At 69.3% G+C, this 20,766-nt stretch carries 13 protein-coding genes; 10 read left to right on the top strand and 3 right to left on the bottom strand.

Annotated features, from left to right (window positions below; genetic code table 11):
* Window positions 1-6: 6 nt before the first annotated feature.
* Window positions 7-2,088: an IniB N-terminal domain-containing protein gene (locus HUN07_RS27315; protein WP_174913098.1), complete on the bottom strand. Its 2,082-nt coding sequence runs from the start codon at window positions 2,086-2,088 to the stop codon at window positions 7-9.
* A 292-nt stretch (window positions 2,089-2,380) separates the two neighbouring features.
* On the opposite strand from HUN07_RS27315, the gene HUN07_RS22945 reads away from it, so the two are divergent.
* The 4 genes from HUN07_RS22945 (at window position 2,381) to HUN07_RS22960 (ending at window position 9,604) form a co-directional block, all read left to right on the top strand.
* Window positions 2,381-4,141, top strand: a complete 1,761-nt coding sequence (locus tag HUN07_RS22945; RefSeq protein WP_174913100.1) for an Hsp70 family protein — start codon at window positions 2,381-2,383, stop codon at window positions 4,139-4,141.
* 3 nt (window positions 4,142-4,144) lie between these two features.
* On the top strand, window positions 4,145-6,658 hold the full coding sequence (locus tag HUN07_RS22950; RefSeq protein WP_174913102.1) for a LuxR C-terminal-related transcriptional regulator: 2,514 nt from the start codon (window positions 4,145-4,147) through the stop codon (window positions 6,656-6,658).
* Between the two features lie 83 nt (window positions 6,659-6,741).
* Window positions 6,742-8,121: a S1 family peptidase gene (locus tag HUN07_RS22955; protein ID WP_114721502.1), complete on the top strand. Its 1,380-nt coding sequence runs from the start codon at window positions 6,742-6,744 to the stop codon at window positions 8,119-8,121.
* A gap of 154 nt (window positions 8,122-8,275) precedes the next feature.
* A complete protein-coding gene (locus tag HUN07_RS22960; protein ID WP_114721500.1) occupies window positions 8,276-9,604 on the top strand; it encodes a S1 family peptidase in 1,329 nt (442 codons plus the stop codon).
* Between the two features lie 78 nt (window positions 9,605-9,682).
* On the opposite strand, the gene HUN07_RS22965 is transcribed toward HUN07_RS22960, so the two are convergent.
* Entirely contained in the window at window positions 9,683-10,342 is a 660-nt protein-coding gene (locus HUN07_RS22965) for a hypothetical protein (RefSeq protein WP_114721498.1), read from the bottom strand.
* Between the two features lie 512 nt (window positions 10,343-10,854).
* Between HUN07_RS22965 and HUN07_RS22970 the strand changes: the two genes are divergently transcribed.
* From HUN07_RS22970 to HUN07_RS22980, 4 genes are all read left to right on the top strand, one after another.
* The gene (locus HUN07_RS22970) at window positions 10,855-14,055 is read left to right on the top strand and encodes a (Fe-S)-binding protein (protein WP_174913104.1); all 3,201 of its coding nucleotides are present in this window, start codon (window positions 10,855-10,857) and stop codon (window positions 14,053-14,055) included.
* A gap of 252 nt (window positions 14,056-14,307) precedes the next feature.
* A complete protein-coding gene (locus HUN07_RS27150; protein WP_254622519.1) occupies window positions 14,308-14,637 on the top strand; it encodes a helix-turn-helix domain-containing protein in 330 nt (109 codons plus the stop codon).
* A complete protein-coding gene (locus HUN07_RS27155) occupies window positions 14,634-15,476 on the top strand; it encodes an IS3 family transposase (RefSeq protein WP_254622520.1) in 843 nt (280 codons plus the stop codon). The genes HUN07_RS27150 and HUN07_RS27155 overlap by 4 nt, the downstream gene beginning before the upstream one ends.
* A 424-nt stretch (window positions 15,477-15,900) precedes the next feature.
* Window positions 15,901-16,689 carry a hypothetical protein gene (locus tag HUN07_RS22980; RefSeq protein ID WP_174913106.1) on the top strand — a complete coding sequence of 263 codons (789 nt, stop codon included), beginning with the start codon at window positions 15,901-15,903 and terminating at the stop codon, window positions 16,687-16,689.
* 94 nt (window positions 16,690-16,783) lie between these two features.
* Here the strand turns inward: HUN07_RS22980 and HUN07_RS22985 are convergent, their stop codons facing one another.
* Entirely contained in the window at window positions 16,784-18,733 is a 1,950-nt protein-coding gene (locus HUN07_RS22985; protein ID WP_174913108.1) for a S9 family peptidase, read from the bottom strand.
* A 58-nt stretch (window positions 18,734-18,791) separates the two neighbouring features.
* Here HUN07_RS22985 and HUN07_RS22990 point away from each other — a divergent pair, with 58 nt between their 5' ends.
* Window positions 18,792-19,202 carry a TIGR03668 family PPOX class F420-dependent oxidoreductase gene (locus tag HUN07_RS22990; RefSeq protein ID WP_174913110.1) on the top strand — a complete coding sequence of 137 codons (411 nt, stop codon included), beginning with the start codon at window positions 18,792-18,794 and terminating at the stop codon, window positions 19,200-19,202.
* A gap of 172 nt (window positions 19,203-19,374) precedes the next feature.
* Window positions 19,375-20,628: a pyridoxal phosphate-dependent aminotransferase gene (locus HUN07_RS22995; protein ID WP_114721752.1), complete on the top strand. Its 1,254-nt coding sequence runs from the start codon at window positions 19,375-19,377 to the stop codon at window positions 20,626-20,628.
* Window positions 20,629-20,766 lie beyond the last annotated feature (138 nt).

A 20,766-nucleotide genomic window follows, 5' to 3' on the forward strand; every position in this document is an offset into this window, starting at 1 on the left:
CGGGCGTCACGGCAGCAGATGGTCTCCGAGATCGACGTGCGCGGGTGTCGGATCGGCGACGGAGCCCGCCTGGCCCTCCACCTCACCGACACCGTTCGCGAACAGTCCGGCATCCGAGTGGGCCGAGCCGAACGCGTCGGTGTCGATCGACGACCACGCATTGCCCGTCACCGCTTCGGACAGACCACCGGTGAGGCTGCCGGCCGCGTCGAGCGCGCCCTGCAGTGCCGAGTCGAGGTCCGTCGTGAGATTGCCCGCGATGTCGGAGGCGCCGGCAAGACCGGCACCGAGTCCACCGTCGGCGTTACCGGTCGAGCCGAAGCCGCCGTCGATCTGTCCCGTGGCGCCGAGACCGGAACCGACCTGCTCACCCAGATCCGAAACCGATCCGAGCGCGCCCGACAGGCTCGCCCCCAGGTCACCCCCGAGGCCGGCACCGAGCCCAGCTCCGAGGTCCGCACCCAGATCGCCACCGGCCGAGCTTCCGGCACCCAGCAAACCCTCGAGCGAGCCGCCCGACTCGAGCCCACCGCCGAGCAGACCACCGAGCGCTGCACCGAGATCGGCGCCCGCCGAGCCGCCGACACCGAACGCGCCCTCGAGCAGCCCACCGAGGTCCGCCTCGGCGCCGATTTCCAGGCTGCCGCCGAGGGCCAGGGCACTGTTGAGCGCGGTCCCGAGCGCCGCGGTGAGGGCACCGTCGACGTCGAGCGCACCGCCCAGGGCCCCGCTGATCGCGGCACCCAGGTCCCCACCGGACCCGATCAGGCTGCCGAGGTCGATGCCGCTTCCGAGTCCACCGTCGAGGGCCCCGCCGAGGGCGGCACCCAGGTCGGCACCGATCGATCCACCGATCCCGAAGGCACTCTCGAGCGCCGCCGTCAGGCCGCCGCCGACCTCGAGCGGACCACCGAGGTCCACGCTGCCGGCACCGGCCAGCGCGGCGCCCAGCGCGGCACCGAGGTCCGCGGTCAGCGCACCCTCCACGCCCAGCGAGCCACCGATCACGCTGCCGAGCGACGCGCCGAGATCGAGGAAGCTGTCGAGATTCAGGGCGCTCGCGATATCCAGCGCGCCGCCGAGTTCCAGCGCCCCGCCCAGGGCCGCTCCCAGGTCGCCGCCGACGGATCCCCCGATCGACAGGGCCGACTCGAGCAGTCCGCTCAGCGCCGCGCCCAACTGGCCGGCGATGTCACCGTCCAGTGCGCCGCCCAGGCTGCCGCCGAGCGACAGCGCCGCCTCGAGCGCGCTCTCGAAGCCGGCACCGAGCCCCCCACCGAGCTCGGCACCGGCCTCGATTGCCGCACCGAAGAGTCCGCCGAGGGCGGCACCCAGCTCCCCACCGAGCTCGCCGCCGATCGCGAAAGCACTCTCCAGCGCGGCGCTCAACCCGCCGTCCACCGACAGGAGTCCGCCGAGATCGAAGCTGGTCACGCCCTCGAGCGCGGCACCCAGGGCCGCACCGAGGTCGGTCACCAGCGACCCGTTCACATCCACGACGCCACCGAGCGCCCCATTCAGAGCGGCCGCCAGCGCACCACCCAGATCCAGCGAGCCGCCGACATTCGTCAGGCTGCCGAGGTCCAGACCGCCGCCCAGCCCGCCACCGAGGCCGACGGCGGCTTCCAACGCGGCGCCGAGAGCCGCACCGAGCTGCGCGCCGATCGATCCGCCGACGGCAAGGGCGGCACCCAGCGCCGCCACCAGGTCGCCGCCGAGGTCGAGGTCACCGGCGAATCCGCCGCCCACCGCCGCGCCGAGGCCCAGTCCCGCACCGGCGCCGAGACCGAGGCCCGCGCCACCACCCAGACCCAGACCACCTCCCGGGCCTAGTCCGCCGCCGGCGGCCGCGCCGAGCGAGCCCGCCGCGCCCGTTCCGGCCGCCAGGATCGCACCCAGATCGGCGCCCGCACTGCCGAACAGACCGGACTCGGCCGCCATCGGGGCGACGGCGACGATGTCGGCGTGGCACACATCGCCGAGTCCCGCCGCACTGAGCGCGGCCTGGGGGTTCGCGCAGTAGGCGGCGGCGGCGTCCTCGTCGCGGAGAAGCCGGAGGATGAAGTCGAGAACTGCGTTGCTGGCCATGAGGTAACTCCTGACGGTCGGTAGGCCGGCCACCGCGGTTCCGGAACGGACACTGCGGCGAGATTGGTTAACACGCTACGAATCCGGGAGACGAACGGGAACGGGGCGCATCCCCCCGAACGCGGACAGGGGGATTCGAACAGCCCACCCTAGGGGATTGTGGACGATTAGGGGGATCGCCCTCGACCTGGGGCGAGATCGCGGGGTTCCCGTAACGATCGTCGTGCTCGCGCCGACAATCGCCATACCACCGGCGGTGCCGCAATCCGCCCCGAACGTATGGGAGAAGCGCATGGGCGCCGTGCTCGGAATTGCTGTCGGAACGACCAATTCGGGCACTGCATCGATCACAGCGGACGGAACCTTCACCGATGAGGCGGACGCCGTCACGTCGTCCCGACCGACGATCCTGCACCTGTTGTCGGACGGAACGGCCGTGTTCCCGGAGCCGGGCGACGACGCCGGACGAGCACATCTGTCGGGTTTCGTCGAGCGGGTCGGCGACCCGGTCGGGCTGCTCGACGATGCCGGCCGCATCCATGCCGGGGCGGATCTCTTCGCATCCGCCGTGGCGTGCCTGGCCGCGCCGGAAACCCCCGCGACGGTGGTGGTCACCCATCCGACGGCATGGAGTAAGTACACCGTCCGGGCCCTCGAATCGGCGCTCGACCGTTCGGGGCTGTCCACGGCCGGACTGGTCTCGGAGGCCGCAGCCTGCGCGCGGTGGCTCGAAGCCTCACGTGGGCGCCCGGACGACGGAGTGATCGTCGTCTTCGACCTGGGCGCCTCCGCGCTCGACATCACGGTGGTGCGCACCGGCGCCGAGTCGGCGATCCTCGGCAAGCCGCTCCGCTCGGAAGACTTCAGCGGCGCCCACTTCGACCAGCTGATCACCCGCTACGTGCTCGACGCGATCGCGGACAAGACGGGCGACCTCGACCCCTTCGACCCCGCGACCATCGCCGCCCTGTCGGTGCTACGGGCCGACTGCGCCACGGCCAAGGAAAAGCTGTCCACCGACACCGAGACGGCCATCCCGGTCGCCCTGCCCGGCGTCACGACCGACGTACGACTCGTCCGGTCCGAGCTCGAGGATCTGATCCGCCGACCCCTGTCGAGTTCGGTCGAGCTGATCCGGGAGGCCCTCCGCTCGGCCGAGATCGAGGTCTCCGACGTCACCCACGTCCTGCTCGCGGGTGGCGGTGGCGCGATCCCGCTGGCGGCGGAACTCGTGTCGTCCGAGCTGGGGCTCACCGTGGTCGCCGCCCCGGTCCCCGCGCTCACCGCGGCGATCGGTGCCGCGTATCTGGCAGGCGACACCGCGTCGTCGGGTGCCGCAACCGTTCCGACCCCCGTGGACCGGGACAATCGTGCCGCCGACGGCGTCTACCGCGCACCCGTCACGGCGAGCTTCCCGTCGCGAATGCACTCCGCCCCCAACGGATCGAGCACCCGACGGCGCATCGCGATCATCGCGTCGGCGGCAGCCGCGGTGGGAATCCTCACCGCCGGCGGCCTGTCGATCGGCACGGCGGCGAACACGTCGCCGACGCCAGTGGTGACGTCCACCCCGGGCGCACCGGCGTCCATGCCGAACGGTGGCGCCCTGACAGCGGACGGCGTGGCGAACGGCGGAACCCCATCGGAGGTATCGACCGTCAGCGCCATCGGCGGCGGGAACGGCGGTGCGACAACGGCAACCGCCAGTGCGAATCGAGCCGGCGTCGTCGGCGGCGCCACCGACGGGCAGCCCGCCTCCCGGTCCTCGGCCCCTAACTCACCGGCGGCTGCACCGGGAACCCCCGCTGCGGAAGACATCGGCACCGGAGACACCGCGGCTCCGCCCGCCTACACACCCCCCGCTCCCGAATTCGTCCCGCCGAATCCCGGAATCAACGCCCCCACCCCCGGCGAGGTGGGCGAGGGATTCGCCAAGGCGGCCAATGGAATCGGACAAGGACTCGGCGCTGCCGTGACCGGCATCGGGACCGGCGTGGGCGGCCTCGTCGGAGCGGTCGTCGATCCGTTGACCGGCGCACTGATCGGAAAGTAGTCGATGCGGACCGTACAGGCCGTCGACACGGCGCCGGACGACCTCGTCGCGGGTGTCCCCGGCGCCCGCGAATTCCTCGACGCCGTCGATGTCGCGGCTCCCGGCTGCGTCCTGCTCCGAGGCAACTCGGGCAGCGGAAAGTCGCTCCTCCTCGCCGCAGCCCGAACACTGCTGGACACCCGCGGCGGTGACGTGCACGCCACCGTGGCCGCAGCCGAACTTCACAGCGGCGCATTACTGCTCGACGGTGCGCACATGCTGCCCGACGACGAGCGCGCCGCCCTGCTCGAGCTCGTGCGACGCGGCGACCGCACCATCGTCGTCGCGACCGAACCGCGCCCCCACGACCCGATCCTGCGCTCGCTCGTCACGGCTGTGCAGTCCCTCGGCGCGGTGGTCGACCTGCGCGCACTGACCACGTTCGAGATCTCCGAACGCGCCCGACGGCGAGGCATCTCGCCCACCCCGACGCTCACCCGGACGCTGGACGATTCGACAGGCGGCGTGCTCGCGGGCGTCGACGCCGGGTTGTCCGCCGCGGCAACCGCCCCGGGCGACGACGACGTCGTCCGCGCCGCAGCGGCCACACACCTGCAGACCACACTGCGCCACCTCGATGCCGAAATGCTCGCCGCACTTGCCCTGTGTTCGTACAGTTCCGGGATCGACGCGAGCGACATCGGCACCGCCCTCGAGGTCGATCCGCGGCGGGGACAGGACCTTGCCGACCGCATCCGAGCGAGCGCCTTCGTCACCCGGGCCGGCTCCGTACTGCCCTTCGTGCGCCCACACGTCGCCATCGCGACCGGGGTCACCCGGGTGCGCGATCTGCAGCTGCGTCTGCTCGCCACCCGACTGGACGCCGGGACGCTGGACGCGGAGACCGCCGTGGCCCTCGTCGAGGCCGGGCTGGAGGATCCACGACTGGCCGAGTTCGTGTGCACCTGTGCCGATGCCGCGGAGCCGACCGCGGCGGCCGACCTGTACACCGCCGCCGTCAGAGCCGGCGCCGACGCCGGCCGCCTCGCGGTGCGCCACTGCGAGGTCAGTGCCCTGAGCGGAGACCTCGACACCGCGGAACGGATCGCGGACTCGCTGCTGACCCGCGCCGATTCCCTCGATCCTCCGGAACTGACCGCTGCCGTTCGCATCTCCGCCAGCGTCGCCGCCTACCGTGGTGCGATCGGCCGCAGCGCCGACCTCTACGAATGGTTGGGGCCGACGCGCGTCGGCGCCGACACCGCGGTCTCCGCGGCGGTGCTCCTCGCGGCCGGGCGACCCGACGCGGCCGCCGCCGCCCTCGCCGTCGGGTCGCAGGGTCCGCCCACGTCAGGAGCCGCGGGCATCGCCCTGGTCGCGGAGGGGCTCGCGCAGTCGATCGCGGGTTCCGGTGCGGTCGCGATGAACTCGTTGACCCGCGCGATGTCGCTGCTGTCCACCAGCGCGCACACCCGACTGCTGCCCGACAGCGCGACCGCGGTCACCGCCCTGCTGTGCCTGCACTCCGGCGAACTCGCACACGCGGAGTCCGTACTCGGTCGGGCCCTGGAGTCCGATCCGCCGGGCAGTGTCACCCAACTCCGGCATCGTGTGCTGGCCGCGTGGGCGGCGATGGTCGGAGGCGATCTCGCCGGTGCCGCCGCGCTCGTCGACACGCTGCCGACCGACCGGCCCCTGCACCATCGGGAGGCCCTGTTCGTCCACGGACTCCGAGTGGGACTCGCCCGGCGACACGGCGATCTCGGTGCGCTGCAACGTCAGTGGGCCGACGCCCAGCCGGTCGTGGCGGGATACTCGGTGGACCTGTTGAGCCTTCTGCCGCTCGGTGAACTCTGGCTCGCGGCAGTACGACTCGGCGACGAGCCGCGCATCACGCACCTCGTCGAACAAGCACAGGAACTACTGGCCCGCCTCGGAGAGCCCGCACTGTGGGGAGCGTCGCTGCACTGGTACGGCGTGCAGGCCGCGATTCTCGGCGAGAACCCGGCGAAGCTGCTGCCGCACGCGCGGGCCCTCGCCGCGTCGGCCGAGGTGAGTTCGTACGCCGCGGGACTCGCGGCGGCAGGGCGCGTCTGGCTCCGCGTGCTCCGCGAAGAGGCAGAGGCGGCGGAGGTCGAATCCGCGGCGCGGGCGCTCGAGCGGATCGGGCTGCCGTGGGACGGCGCACGGCTGGCGGGCGAAGCCGCGCTGCGGGTCTCGGACACCCGGGGGGCGACGACGCTGCTGCAGGTGGCCCGGTCGCTCCGGGACGCGTCGGCGGCGCCACCCGTCGGCGCCGAGCCGAGCACCCCCGAGCCCGCCACCGGTGCCCTCACCGATCGCGAGGCCGACGTGGCCGAACTGCTGCTGCTGGGGCTGACCCACCGCGAGATCGGGGCGCGCCTCTACATCGCCCCCAAGACTGTGGAACACCACGTGGCGCGGATCCGGCGGCGGCTCGGGGCCCACTCCCGCTCGGAGCTGCTGTCGATGTTGCGTGCACTCGGCCACGGAGTCTCCGAGTCGTCGGGATCGTGAACTTCGGGACTTTGTTCCCGGGCGCTCCCACCGCAACTTGCCCTATTGTTGGTGGCTGATCCCGAAGACCCCGAAGGAATTCAATGCGTACCTCGCTGGCGCCGCGCGCCGCAGTCCATTCGTTGGCCCGCCGCGTCGCCGTCGCAGGATCGTCTGCGCTACTGCTCCTCGGACCCTTCACCGCGGCCGCGCAGGCCGCCCCCGAGACCTCCCCCACGTCCTCGGTGACACAGTTGTCGGCCGACGAACTGCCCGCCGAACTGGCCGAGGCGATCACACGAGACCTGAAGATCAGCCCGCAGGAGTACCTGGACCGCGCCGCCCGCGCGCAGGAACTCGGTTCGTATGCCGAGGACTTCCGCGCCGAGCGCCCCCACGACTTCGCGGGCGCATGGATGGGACTCGACGGCCACCCCATCGTCGCCGTCACCACGACCGAGGCGGCGCAGATCGCAGCGCGCGACGGCTATCGCACACGCCTGGCACCCGTCTCCGCAGAGGGACTCGAGAGTTCCCTCGCCGACTTCAACCGGTGGGTCTCGGATCTGCCCCGCGAGATCGCGTCGCAGATCGGTGCCGCGTCGATCGACGTCCTGAACAACCAGATCGTCGTCGACATCGCGAACAGCCCCGCCGGGCGGGCCCTCGACCTGCCGACCCACATCGCGAACGTCAAGGTCCAACTCAAGGCATTCGGACCCGTTCCGGTCGAGCGCGCACCGATGGGTGGCGACACCTACGTGACATCTTCCGGGCCGCTCGCGAACGCGGGGCCGGGCGAAATCGGGGTCTGCTCCTTCGGATTCAACGGTGTCGACCGGAACGGCAACGCGATCAACATCAGCGCAGGCCACTGCGACCCGGCACCGGGCGCCGGAGCGGGCGTGTACCTGCCGAACCGCGCGAACATGAAGGACAGCCTTCGGGTAGGCGACTTCGCGCGCTCCGAGGTCGGGAACGCGGACGCACTCGACTACTCCCTGATCCGCATCAACGACGCCGGCGTCAAGGCCGGACTCGACCGCCCGGTCGTCCGCGGCGCCGGCGGCAGCACCCTCACCGTGACCGGCACAGCCGTCCCCGTCGTGGGCGCGCCGATCTGCAAGTCCGGGCAGACGTCGTCGTTCACGTGCGGCGTCGTCTCGGCCGACCACGTCCAGGCCGAACTGGTGACAGATACCAACGACAGTCGGATCGTGCGCGGCTTCGCCGGCACCGCCTGCACACTCGCGGGTGACAGCGGCGGCGCAATCGTCACCGGCACGCTCGCACTGGGCATCACGAGCGGATCCAACAGCACCGACGCCCCGAACTGCGCCGAGGCCAACCTCGTCCTCGCATTCGACGGCGGCACATCGAACCTCGGGATTCCGATTCGGAACGTGCTCGACTCGGCGAATGCGTCCTCGGGCGGAGGTCTCGGCGCGGGGCTGTCCGTGCGCACCGGCGCCGCCGACCACTGACGAACGACCCACCCACGAATTACGCAGATCGTGTGGGCACGGCAGTACCGAACCCATATAGTCGTACGCGGCTCGGGGGCATCCACTGACACCGGGCGCTCATCTCTGCGCGCGTCTGGATCCTGCGCGCAGGGCACACAATAGAAAGGCCCACATGCGAAGCTCGCTCGCACGTCGCGCCGCGGTGTTCGGTTCTGCCGCGCTCCTACTCCTCGGCCCCGCAACCGCGGCCGCCCAGGCCGATCCAGCCGAATCGTCGTCCACGTCGGGCGTATCGGATCAGGCGGCGCATCTCCCGATCGAACTCGTCGACGCGCTGCAGCGAGATCTGCAGCTCACCCCGGATCAGTACCTCGAACGGTCCGAGCTCGGGCAGAAGCTCGCGGAGTTCGCCGCGCTCGCCCGCTACGAGTTCCCCGACGCGTTCGCGGGCGCGTGGATCGACCCGTCCGGCACTCCGATCGTCGGGCTCGCCGGCGAGGGCCGCGACGCCGCGCGGGCAGCCGTCGAGCAGGCCGGGTTCACGAGCAGGGACGTCGACCGCAGCGAGATCCAACTGCAGTCCGACCGCGCCGCGCTGAGCAAGTGGATCGACACGCTGCCGCGGGAGATCGCCGATCTGGTGCGCGGTATCACTGTGGACATCGCCGGCAACACCCTGGTGCTGCGCGCCGATGACGCCGCAGGCGACCTGTTCGACCTCCTGCCCCCGTTCCTGCAGGGTGCTGCACGGGTCGCGCTCGGTCCCGCACTCGGTTCGCTGCAGCCGCCGGCACCGGGTCCGGCCGCTGGCCAGTACGCGCCCGACGCCTTCCTCGGCGGCGACCCGTATGTGGCGGCCGGCGGCGGCATCGGGCTGCGTTGCTCGCTCGGATTCAACGCGATCGACCGCAACGGTGCACCCGTCAACATCAGCGCCGGACACTGCGACCCCAGCCGCGACGTCGCCGGAACGGCGGACGCGTCGACGGCGTATGCGTCGGCGGGTGGTTCGGCCGGGCCCATGATCGGAACCTTCGAGAAGACCAGCCTCGACCGCCTCGACTACTCGGTGATCCGCCCCACCCCCGAATCCGCGCAGCGGTTCGAGAACAACGGCGTGCGGGTTCCCGGAGCGGCCCCGGTCGCCATCACCGGCACCGCCGACCCGGTCGTCGGCGCGCCCGTCTGCAAGGCCGGCAACACCTCGGGCTTCAACTGCGGGGTCGTCACCGAAACCAACCAGAACGTCAAGGTCGGTGCCCGCATGCTCGCCGGCGGGTTCGCCACCAACCTCTGCGCACTCCAGGGTGACAGCGGCGGCACCATCCTCACCGGCACCCTCGCCCTCGGCATCTCGAGCGCGTCGACCGTCGGCGAGTACGGCCTGTGCGAGGTCGCGGGCTTCGTCAGCTCCGTCATGGGCCAGACCCCGGAACTGTTCGCCACCCCGATCAACGCGATCCTCCGCGACAACCCCGGCCTCCGCATCCGGACGTCCTAGCCCGTCCGAACGCACATAGAGAAGGAGCCCACTTCCTCACGGAAGTGGGCTCCTTCTCCTCTGTCCCGGTGCGTCAGGTCACGCCGCCGGCGCCGGTGCGGGGTTCATCGTCTGGAACACCTGCCATCCGTTGTAGGCGAGGACGGGCCCGGCGGCGAGGATCGTGCCGATCATTCCGCCGACCGGAGCGGCGGCAGCCGCTCCACCGAGGCACGTAAGAACGCTGGCTGGAATTCCGAGCCCAGTCAGCGCCAGCGGCGCTCCACCGATCGCGCAGCCTGCTACAGCCCCGACAAGCGTTCCAACGATGGTGCCGACGGTGACCGCGGAGTCGACGCCCTCGACCAACTTGTCGAGCATCGAGAGGTCGATCGGCATCGGCGGCAGTGCCGGACCCGCGACATCGACCGGCGTGGACTTCGCCGGATCGGTCTCGGGAGTGAGGGCCAACTGCCGGCCCTCGATCACGGGTGCGATCGAGAACTCGCGATCGCCGATCCGGTACGACAGCGGCAGCGCCTGCAGGACGGTGCCGGCGTCGTTCTTGATCTCGACGAATTTTCCGTCGGACGTCACGTGGAATCCGCCGGCGTCGAGGACAGTAACGACCGAGCGGCCATCGATGTGTGCCTCGTACCCGACCGCATCCTGCGCAGGTGCGGCGTACGACGTGCCCGCACCGACGCCCATTGCGGCGATCACCAATGCCGACGTTGCGGCAAGCTTCGTGAACTTCATAAGGCTGTCATTTCCGTTCTGTGACTGCCACGAGTGGCTCTCCGACCGAATAGGTATTCGAACCCTCGAAGCGCTCCCGGCGCTCTCCCACCTGCGCAAATGAGCCGCGAGAAGCCCTCCGATTCGCGGCGAATCATAACCCGACACAACACGGAATTGTCACTAATTCATATCGAATATTAAATGAACAAACGTCCAAATTGCTTTTGGGATTCACACCCACCCGCGCGAGTTAGGTCTACCTACACGACATACGTCACACCGGCACCGCATACCGTTAACTGAATCCGACCCGAACGGGCGGGGCCCAGCCCGCCCCGCACCCCTTCGAGCCGGACGTCTGCGTGCCCCCGGGAAGGTTCTTCACGGACAAAGATGCAGGAAACGACGGTACGCGCTATGTTACCGACAGGTAGTACTCGCAAGTTACCAGCGGGTAACTTGTCGGGCGCTAGGATCTGTGGGCTGACCCCAGGCGGCACGCGTGCTGCCCCGAAACGAAAGGCATCGACATGAATGCCCTGACGATTACGTTGGGCACCGTCGGCGCGCTGCTGAGCCTTGTCTGCTGGGCCTCATTCCTGAGTGGGGCCTGGACCATGGCGAAGACCGTGCAGATCGGTCAGCCGGCGCCCGACCGCTGGCGACCCTTCTTCCCTCGCTTCAAGCAGATGATCGTCGAGTTCATCGCGCACACCCGGATGCAGAAGTTCCGCACCGTGGGCTGGGCGCACTGGCTGGTGATGATCGGCTTCCTCGGCGGCATGCTGCTGTGGTTCGAGGCCTACGGCCAGACGTTCAACCCCGAGTTCCACTGGCCGCTGTTCGGCAACACGTGGGTCTGGCACCTGTGGGACGAGATCCTGGGCATCGGCACCGTGGTCGGCATCCTGACGCTGATCGTGATCCGCCAGCTCAACCACCCGCGCATCCCGGCGCGCCTCTCCCGCTTCAGTGGCTCGAAGTTCGGCCCCGCCTACTTCGTCGAGATCGTCGTCCTGGTCGAGGGCCTCGGCATGATCATGGTGAAGGCCGGCAAGATCGCCACCTACGGGCATGCCAACCCGTGGACCGACTTCTTCACCATGAACGTCGCCAAGCTGCTGCCCGCGAGCGCCGTCATGGTCTCGATCTTCGCGTTCGTCAAGCTGATGTCCGGCATGATCTGGCTCTTCGTGGTCGGCCGCAACATCACGTGGGGCGTCGCCTGGCACCGCTTCTCGGCCTTCCCGAACATCTACTTCAAGCGTGAGGACGACGGCGACGTCGCCCTCGGTGCCGCCAAGCCGATGATGTCCAAGGGCCGCGCCCTGGACATGGAGAACGTCGATCCCGACACCGACACCCTGGGGGCCGGCCGGATCGAGGACTTCTCCTGGAAGGGCTGGCTGGACTTCACGACCTGTACCGAGTGCGGCCGCTGCCAGTCACAGTGCCCCGCCTGGAACACCGGCAAGCCGCTCTCGCCGAAGCTGCTGATCATGTCGCTGCGCGACCACGGCTACACCAAGGCCCCGTACCTGCTGGCCGGTGGCCGCAAGGACATGGGTGGCGACGAGGTCGGCCTGGTCGACGCCGACGGCAAGCCGAACGAGGCTGCCCTCGCGAAGATCCCCGAAGCCGCGCGTGCCGAGGCCGAGCGCCCGCTCGTCGGCGAGACGGTCGAGGGTGAACTGGGCGGCATCATCGACCCCGAGACCCTGTGGTCGTGCACCACGTGTGGCGCGTGCGTCGAGCAGTGCCCGGTCGACATCGAGCACGTCGACCACATCATCGACATGCGCCGCTACCAGGTGCTGATCGAGTCGGAGTTCCCGTCCGAGCTCGCGGGTCTGTTCAAAAACCTCGAGAACAAGGGCAACCCGTGGGGCCAGAACTCCAAGGACCGGCTCAACTGGATCAACGAGATGGACTTCGAGATCCCGGTCTACGGCCAGGACGCGGACTCCTTCGAGGACTACGAGTACCTGTTCTGGGTCGGCTGCGCCGGCGCCTACGAGGACCGCGCGAAGAAGACCACCAAGGCCGTCGCCGAGCTGCTCGCGACCGCCGGCGTGAAGTTCATGGTCCTCGGCGCCGAGGAGACCTGCACCGGCGACTCGGCTCGCCGCGCGGGCAACGAGTTCCTGTTCCAGCAGCTCGCGATGCAGAACATCGAGCTGCTGAACACGGTCTTCGACGGCACCCCGGACAACAAGCGCAAGATCGTCGTCACGTGTGCGCACTGCTTCAACGCGCTGGGTAACGAGTACCCGCAGGTCGGCGGCGTCTACGAGGTGGTCCACCACACGCAGCTGCTCAACCGCCTGGTGCGCGCGAAGAAGCTGATCCCCGTCGCCAAGCTCGACGAGGACGTCACCTACCACGACCCGTGCTACTTGGGCCGTCACAACAAGGTGTACGACGCACCGCGTGAGCTGATGGAGGCGTCGGGCGCGAATCTCAAGGAGATGCCGCGTCACGGCGAGCGGTCCATGTGCTGTGGCGCCGGTGGTGCCCGCATGTGGATGGAGGAGCAGCTCGGCAAGCGCATCAACATCGATCGCGTCGACGAGGCCCTCACCACCTCGCCCAAGAAGATCGCGACGGGCTGCCCGTTCTGCCGCGTCATGCTCACCGACGGCGTCACCGCCCGACAGGAGCAGGGCCAGGGCGAGGGCGTCGAGGTCGTCGACGTCGCACAGCTGATGCTGAGCTCGGTCACGCGACTCGATCCCGCACAGCTCACCGCGAACATCAAGGTCGAGCCGCGCGAGAAGATGCCGGTCGCCGCCGAGGCTGTCGCTGTACCCGCGGCCGCCGCTGCTGCTCCCGCCGCCGAACCCGAGGCTCCGGCCGCCGAGACGGCACCGGCCGCTGCTGCCGCCGCCGCTCCCGCGGCCGGTAAGGGCCTGCAGATGAAGGGTCTCGGTAAGGCACCGGGCGCGAAGGCTCCCGGCGGCAAGGGTCTGCAGATGAAGGGCGCCGCCAAGGCACCCGGCGCCAAGGCCGAGGCTGCCGCTCCGGCCGCCGAGGCTGCTGCACCGGCTGCCGAGGCACCTGCGGCGCCGGTCGCCAAGCCCGGCGGCCTGGGCATGAAGGGCGGGGCCAAGGCACCGGGCGGCAAGGGCCTGCAGATGAAGGGCGCCGCGAAGGCACCCGGCGCGAAGGCTGCCGCACCCGCACCCTCCGCTCCTGCCGATTCGGCCGCTCCGGCTGCTCCGGCTGCTCCGGCTGCTCCGGCTGCGGAGACACCGGTGGCTTCCGCCGCACCGACCGCCAAGCCGGGCGGACTCGCTATGAAGGGCGGGGCCAAGGCGCCCGGCGGCAAGGGCCTGCAGATGAAGGGCGCCGCCAAGGCTCCCGGCGCCAAGGCCGCCACACCGGCACCGGCTGCGCCCGTAGCCGAGGCTCCCGCGGCTACCGCACCCGAGGCTCCGGCCGCACCGGCTGCCGAGGCCAAGCCGGCACCGCAGCCCAAGGCGGGCGGACTGGGCTTCAAGGCCGGCGCGAAGGCACCGGGCGCCCGCAAGGCCGCCCCGGCCGCCGCACCGGCACCGGCGGCACCTGCTGCCCCGGAGCCAGTCGCGGAGCCTGAGCCCGAGGCACCTGCCGAGCCGCAGGCCGAGGCCGCGCCCCAGCAGGATGCGTCGAACACGCCTCCGCCTCCGCAGGCCAAGCCCGGCGCGCTGGGCTTCAAGGCCGGCGCCAAGGCACCGGGCCGCAAGAAGTAGTCGCCTGACGACAAGCGCCCCCACCGTTCGCTGAACTGACCCCCGGGAGTTGGACTGAGAAATCAGTTCAGACTCCCGGGGGTCAGTGTTTTGGATAGACGAAGTTCGCTGACGCAAGAGCAGCGCATCGCAGCAGTAGTGTTGTTCGAGAAAGGTGCGGCTTCGAGGGCCGTAGCGACGTCGTTGGAGGTGCCCCGCGATCCGATTCGTAGGTTGCACCAGCGGTGGCGGGTCCGAGGCAGAGGAGTGCTGGTGTCGAAGAGGGCAACGCCTGCTGTGTATCCGTTCGAACTGAAACTGGACCTTGTGCAGCGGTTCCTCGCGGGCGAGACACTCGCGGAGCTGGCGGAGGAAGGCGGGTTGTCTTCGCCTGTCCTGCTGCGTAGGTGGGTTCGGGAGTATCGCGCTCACGGCGAAGATGCGTTGCGGCCGAAGCCGAAGGGGCGACCAGCCAAGAGCACGGTCACGGGCGAGGAGACGGAGCTGGACCGTCTTCGCCGTGAGGTCGAGTATCTCCGGGCGGAGAACGCGTACCTGGGAAAATTGCGGGCCTTGATGGAGGAGAAACGACGGACAAGGTGAATGCCGTCGTTGCCCTCAAGGCCGTCCATTCCCTCACCACGTTGCTGAAGATCGCCGGTCTTGCGCGGTCGACGTTCTTCTACCACCAAGCCAGGCTGTCCGAGCCGGACAAGCACGCGGAGCTCAAGACCGCGATCCGGCAGATCTTCGACCGGCACGGCGGCCGCTACGGGCATCGCCGCATCCACCAGCGGCTGCGCCGCGAGGACTGGGTTCTGTCGAAGAAGACCGTCCTGAAGCTGATGAACACACTCGGGCTGCGTTGCGCGATCCGTCGCAAACGCTATGTCTCGTTCAAGGGCGAGCCCGGCAAGATCGCCCCGAACTTGTTGAGGCGCGACTTCACGACCACGGGGACGAACCAGAAGTGGGTCACCGACGTGACGGAGTTTCGTGTCGGCGAGCAGAAGGTCTACCTCTCGACGGTGATGGATCTGTTCGATCGGCAGATCATCGGTCACGCGCACGGAACTTCCCCGAATCTCGCGTTGACGAACACGTCGCTGCGCCGGGCGTTGAAGACCAGGCACCGAGGGCAGAAGCCGATTGTCCACTCCGATCAAGGATTCCAGTATCAGCATGTTTCCTGGCGGCGACTGCTGAAGGGGCGTGCGATCCAGTCGATGTCGCGCAAGGGCAACTGCCTCGACAACGCGGTCATGGAGAGCTTCTTCGGGCATTTGAAGGACGAGCTCTACTGCAACACCACGTTCCTCACTGTCGACACTCTCACCGTCGCGATCGATGACTACATCGCATGGTTCAACACCGAACGAAGCCACTCAACGCTGAAGGGCCTGAGCCCGGTTGAATACCGGGCTCAGGCCCTTGCCGCATAGCCCCGTTACGATCTCACTTGGCCAGTCCAACTTCCGGGGAGCAGTTCACGCGGTGGGGGCGCTTTCGTTTCCGCGCTCCCGACGCCACACACCTTTTCGCCGCATCACACACGAGTTCGCTGTGGAAAAAGTGTGTGGACTCGAGATGACGGGTGTGTTCTCATATCGTCCACAGCTCGGTGGTTATCCACAGCCTCGTCGCGGAACACACACAAGCGACGTCCGCCTCGCCTCTCCGACGGCACGATGCCGGATGTGGACCCACACATCATCCGACGCGCCGAGGCACTGCGACGCGGGGCCGCCGACCATCAACTGCAGGCAGTGCCAGACCGGGACGTGGCGGCGACTCCGGCCGGGGCGTTACGCCCCACGGGCCGAGTTCGACGCATTGGATGCTTACGAACGACACAGGCTACGGGCCGTGGAAACCCTGCAGGCTGCATCCACGGATGCGGTTCTCAGCCACCAGTCCGCGGCCGTCATCCATGGGCTGGATCTATGGAACACCCCGCTCGCCGTCGCGCATCTGACCCGCAGCCGTCCGACCGGCGGCCGACGCACTCGGCACCGCCACGTCCACTCCGCGACACTGCAGCCCGACGAGGTCACCGAGGTCGACGGACTCGCCGTGACAACCGTGGCGCGGACGGTGGCGGATCTCGCGCGGACGCTGCCGTTCGAGCAGACCGTCATCGTCGGTGATCACGCGCTCCATGCGACGGGACTCACGTCCGACGACGTGGCCGCTGCGGCGGACAGGATTGCACCGCATGCCGGACGTCGCCGCGTCCACCGCGTCCTCAACCAGCTAGACGGACGCTCCGAGAGCGTCGGTGAATCCCGCAGTCGGGTCTTGATGTTGCGCGAACAGTTGCCGGTCCCGGGCTGCCAGCCGAACCTCTACGCCGCCGACGGCGATCATCTGGGTCGGGTGGACTTCCTGTTCGAGGAGGTCGGTGTCGTAGGCGAATTCGACGGGCGCGGCAAGTACGGCCGCCTCGTCCCCGACGGACAGGTTCCGGCGGACGTTGTGTGGGCGGAGAAGCGCCGCGAGAACGCTATCCGGGACGCCGGCTGGCAGGTGGTGCGGTGGACCTGGGACGAGCTCGAGATCCCGAACGTGGTCGCCCGACGGATCCGTGATGCCGTCAAGAGGGCCCGGCTCTCACCGCCTCCGAACGGACGCGTCGAACACACTCCGCGTCCTTGACCGAATCACACACCGATTGCCAGCGTCACACATCCTTTCACCATCGAGTTCGTGTGTGATGCCGACAGAAAGTGTGTGACGTGCGACGAGCGCCCTACGGCCGCCACAGCTCCAGGCGCGGCACGTCCGGTGTCTCGAAGCCGAGCACCTGCCCGTAGAACGACAGCTCCGCTTCCCGAGCGCTGACGATCGTCTCGAGCTTCCGGAATCCGTGGGACTCGCCGTCGTACGCGAGGTACGCGTGAGGGATGCCCTTGCGCAGCAGCGCGCTACGGAATCGCTCGGCCTGGGACGGCGGGACGATCGGGTCGGACAGGCCCTGCAGCAGCAGCACCGGGCAGGAGAGCCCGTCGACGTTGTTGACCGGCGCCCGCCGCGCGTACAGGTCGGCGGCCTCGGGCAGCGGTCCGATGAGGCCGTCGATGTAGCGGGACTCGAAGTCGTGGGTCTCCTTCACGAACTCGACCAGTTCGGCGACGCCGTAATACGAGACGCCGCAGGCGAACACGTCCGACGTGGTCAGGGCGGACAGCACGGTCCAGCCGCCGGCCGAGCCGCCCTCGATCGCGAGACGCGCGGGATCGGCCAGACCGGCGTCGGCGAGCCCCCGCACGGCGGCGACGGTGTCCTCGACGTCGACGATCCCCCACTGTCCACGCAGCCGGTTGCGGTATTCACGACCGAACCCGCTCGAACCGCCGTAGTTGACGTCGACGACGCCGATACCGCGGCTCGTGAAGTACGCGTACACCAGGTGCACGGCCGGTGCGACGTGCGCGGTGGGGCCACCGTGCACGAACGCGACGTACGGCGGCAGTTCGCCGTCGGGCGCCTCGTAGTTCGGGTTCCGCGGCGCGTAGGCGATCGCGTGGACCTCGCGTTCGGGGCCTTGGAAGGTCAGGGACTGCGCCTCGGGCAGGTAGGCGACGTCCGGCAGGTCGTCGACCGACATTCGCACGTCGGTGAGCTCGCCGCTGTCCGGGTCGAGCAGTCTCAGCCCGGAGGCGACGCGGGCTCCGCCGCACCGCAACAGGATCCGCCGTCCGTCGACGTCCGCGATCTGCACCGAGGAGATGCCGTCGAGCGGGATGTCGTGGAGCGCACCGGTGGCGGGATCGAGCACGGCGAGGGTGTCGGTGCCGACCGTGCGGGTGGTCAGCAGGGTGCCGTCGCCGAGGTCGGCGTACCAGCGGGCACCGAGCTGCCACAGCGGGGCGCCGAAGTCGGCGTCCGTCGGGCAGATCGGTGTCACGGTGCCGTCACCGAGCGCAACGCGATGGAGGTTCCACCAGCCACTGCGGTCGCTGATCACGTGCAGTGTCGCGTCGTCGACCCATTCGGGTTGCAGGACGGATTCCTCGGCGCCGCCGAGCAGAACGTCGACCCGACCGGTCGAGAGCGTCAGCACACGCAGTTCGGTTCCGTCCCAAGGCATCTGCGGGTGATTCCAGGCGATCCAGGCCAGCCGGGTCCGGTCCGGGGACAACCGTGGGTAGGCGAGGAAATCCGAGCCGCCGACGATCGAGCGCACCGCGGCCGGGTCGCCGGCGGCCGATCCGTCGAGGGGGATCGCGCAGATGTCGCGCATCGGCGACGGGCCGCGGTGGACCTCGCGCACACACCACACCTCGTCGCCGACGATGGTGAGATCCCCGTAGCGGTCCGAGGACGGGGTGGGCGACATCGGGGTGATCGGCACCGGCGCAGCGTCGACGCGCGGGTCGAACCGGTACAGCCGCTGGTCGCTGAACTCGGCGAACACCAGCACCGAGTCGCGGGCCACCGTCCAGGCTCCGCCACCGTATTCGTGGACGCGGGTGCGCGCGTTCCACGGGACCGGCAGGACGTCGGCCGGTTCACCGTCGGGTCCGAGCCGGCGGATCGCGGTCCGGCCGCCCTCGGTGGGGCGCTGCTCCGACCACCACACCTGATCTCCGACGAACCGGCCTCCGTCCACCGGGTGACCGCTGGCCGCCAGGTCGGCAGCCGCGATGGGCGACGTCCACGAGCCGTAGGGGGCGACGGTTCGAGCGGCAGATGTCATGCGCACACCCTAGCCAGGAATATCGCGGGGACACCGCCGCGCGACGTACCGTTTCCTCATGCCCGCGCAGCTGCCCCCGCGGTTCACCGACGCCCCGATCGCCCGCATGGCGACGGTGACCGAGGACGGCGACCCGCACGTGGTGCCGGTGGTCTTCGCGGTGCTCGGAGAGACGATCTACACCGCGGTCGACGACAAGCCGAAGAGCACCCGCCGGCTGCGTCGGCTCGCGAACATCACCGCGACCGGACGCGTCAGCCTGATCGTCGACCACTACGACCACGATTGGACGCGACTGTGGTGGGTCCGCGTCGACGGCGCCGCACGGATCCTGTCCGGTGACAGCAGCGAGGGCCGGTCCGCGATCGACGCGCTGGTCGCGAAGTATCCGCAGTACCGATCGATGCGCCCCGCCGGTCCGGTCGTGGCGATCGGCGACGTTCGGTGGCGGGCGTGGTCGGCGTCGTGAGCGCGGCGGCGTCCGTCACGTCCACGGGCCTCGACGGACCTTTCCCGCACGCGTCCCGACACCCACGATCAGCGCCCCCACCAGGCCGAACATGTCCGATTTCGGCGCCGCTCCGGAGTGGCCGCTCGTGGGCGGCCGATTTCCGTTTGCGCGCGAGTGGAATCATGGTTGCGTGAGCACTCCAGATTCCGTCCGCAACCGTCGGCCGCAGCGCGCTCTCGAGCAGTCCACCAAACTGCAGAACGTGCTGTACGAAATCCGCGGGCCGGTGCATGCGCACGCGGCGCGACTGGAGTCCGAGGGGCACCGAATCCTCAAGCTCAACATCGGCAATCCAGCCCCGTTCGGATTCGAGGCACCCGATGTGATCATGCGCGACATGATCGCGGCTCTGCCGTACGCGCAGGGCTACTCGGAGTCCAAGGGCATCCTGTCCGCACGGCGCGCGATCGTCACGCGGTACGAATTGGTGCCCGGCTTCCCGGAGCTCGACGTCGACGACATCTACCTCGGCAACGGCGTCTCCGAACTCATCACGATGACGATGCAGGCACTGCTCGACGACGGTGACGAGGTCCTGATCCCGGCTCCGGACTACCCGCTGTGGACCGCGATGACGAGCCTGTCGGGCGGCACCCCGGTGCACTATCTGTGCGACGAGCAGAACGACTGGAACCCGGACATCGCGGACATCGAGTCCAAGATCACCGAGAAGACCAAGGCGCTGCTGGTCATCAACCCCAACAACCCGACGGGCGCCGTCTATTCGGCGGAGGTGCTCTCGCAGCTCGTCGACCTGGCCCGCAAGCATCAGCTGCTGCTGCTGTCTGACGAGATCTACGACAAGATCCTCTACGACGACGCCAAGCACATCTCGCTGGCCACGCTCGCGCCCGACATGCTGTGCCTGACGTTCAACGGGCTTTCGAAGGCGTACCGCGTCGCGGGCTACCGCTCCGGCTGGGTCGCCATCACCGGCCCGAAGGACCACGCTGCCGGGTTCCTGGAGGGTCTGGATCTGCTGGCGTCCACCCGCCTGTGCCCCAATGTTCCGGGTCAGCACGCCATCCAGGTTGCGCTCGGCGGGCACCAGAGCATCGAGGATCTGATCCTGCCGGGCGGCCGGTTGCTCGAGCAGCGTGACGTCGCGTGGGAGCGGCTCAACATGATTCCCGGCGTCTCGTGCGTCAAGCCGCGCGGCGCGCTGTATGCGTTCCCCCGGCTGGATCCGAACGTCTACGAGATCCACGACGACGAGAAGTTGGTGCAGGATCTGCTGCTGCAGGAGAAGATCCTCATGGTCCAGGGCACCGGTTTCAACTGGCCCGATCACGACCACCTGCGCATCGTGACGTTGCCGTGGGCGCGGGATCTCGCGGTGGCGATCGAGCGGTTCGGCAACTTCCTGTCCAGCTACAAGCAGTAGCCCGTCGGACCTGTCCGCCCGGCCCGGATGCAGGTGCACCCGATACCTCGGAAGCACCTGCATCCGAACGTGATCCAGGTGATCGCATGGTGGGCCGACACGCTATTTTCCCTCAACCCTGCGGGATCGCCCCGGTAT

The sequence above is a fragment of the Rhodococcus sp. W8901 genome (assembly GCF_013348805.1).
Taxonomy (GTDB): domain Bacteria; phylum Actinomycetota; class Actinomycetes; order Mycobacteriales; family Mycobacteriaceae; genus Prescottella.

Excerpts from the sequence above, each read along its gene's own strand:
- HUN07_RS27315 (WP_174913098.1), bottom strand. The coding sequence starts at position 2,088 with ATGGCCAGCAACGCAGTTCTCGACTTCATCCTCCGGCTTCTCCGCGAC.
- HUN07_RS22945 (WP_174913100.1), top strand. The coding sequence starts at position 2,381 with ATGGGCGCCGTGCTCGGAATTGCTGTCGGAACGACCAATTCGGGCACT.
- HUN07_RS22950 (WP_174913102.1), top strand. The coding sequence starts at position 4,145 with ATGCGGACCGTACAGGCCGTCGACACGGCGCCGGACGACCTCGTCGCG.
- HUN07_RS22955 (WP_114721502.1), top strand. The coding sequence starts at position 6,742 with ATGCGTACCTCGCTGGCGCCGCGCGCCGCAGTCCATTCGTTGGCCCGC.
- HUN07_RS22960 (WP_114721500.1), top strand. The coding sequence starts at position 8,276 with ATGCGAAGCTCGCTCGCACGTCGCGCCGCGGTGTTCGGTTCTGCCGCG.
- HUN07_RS22965 (WP_114721498.1), bottom strand. The coding sequence starts at position 10,342 with ATGAAGTTCACGAAGCTTGCCGCAACGTCGGCATTGGTGATCGCCGCA.
- HUN07_RS22970 (WP_174913104.1), top strand. The coding sequence starts at position 10,855 with ATGAATGCCCTGACGATTACGTTGGGCACCGTCGGCGCGCTGCTGAGC.
- HUN07_RS22985 (WP_174913108.1), bottom strand. The coding sequence starts at position 18,733 with ATGACATCTGCCGCTCGAACCGTCGCCCCCTACGGCTCGTGGACGTCG.
- HUN07_RS22990 (WP_174913110.1), top strand. The coding sequence starts at position 18,792 with ATGCCCGCGCAGCTGCCCCCGCGGTTCACCGACGCCCCGATCGCCCGC.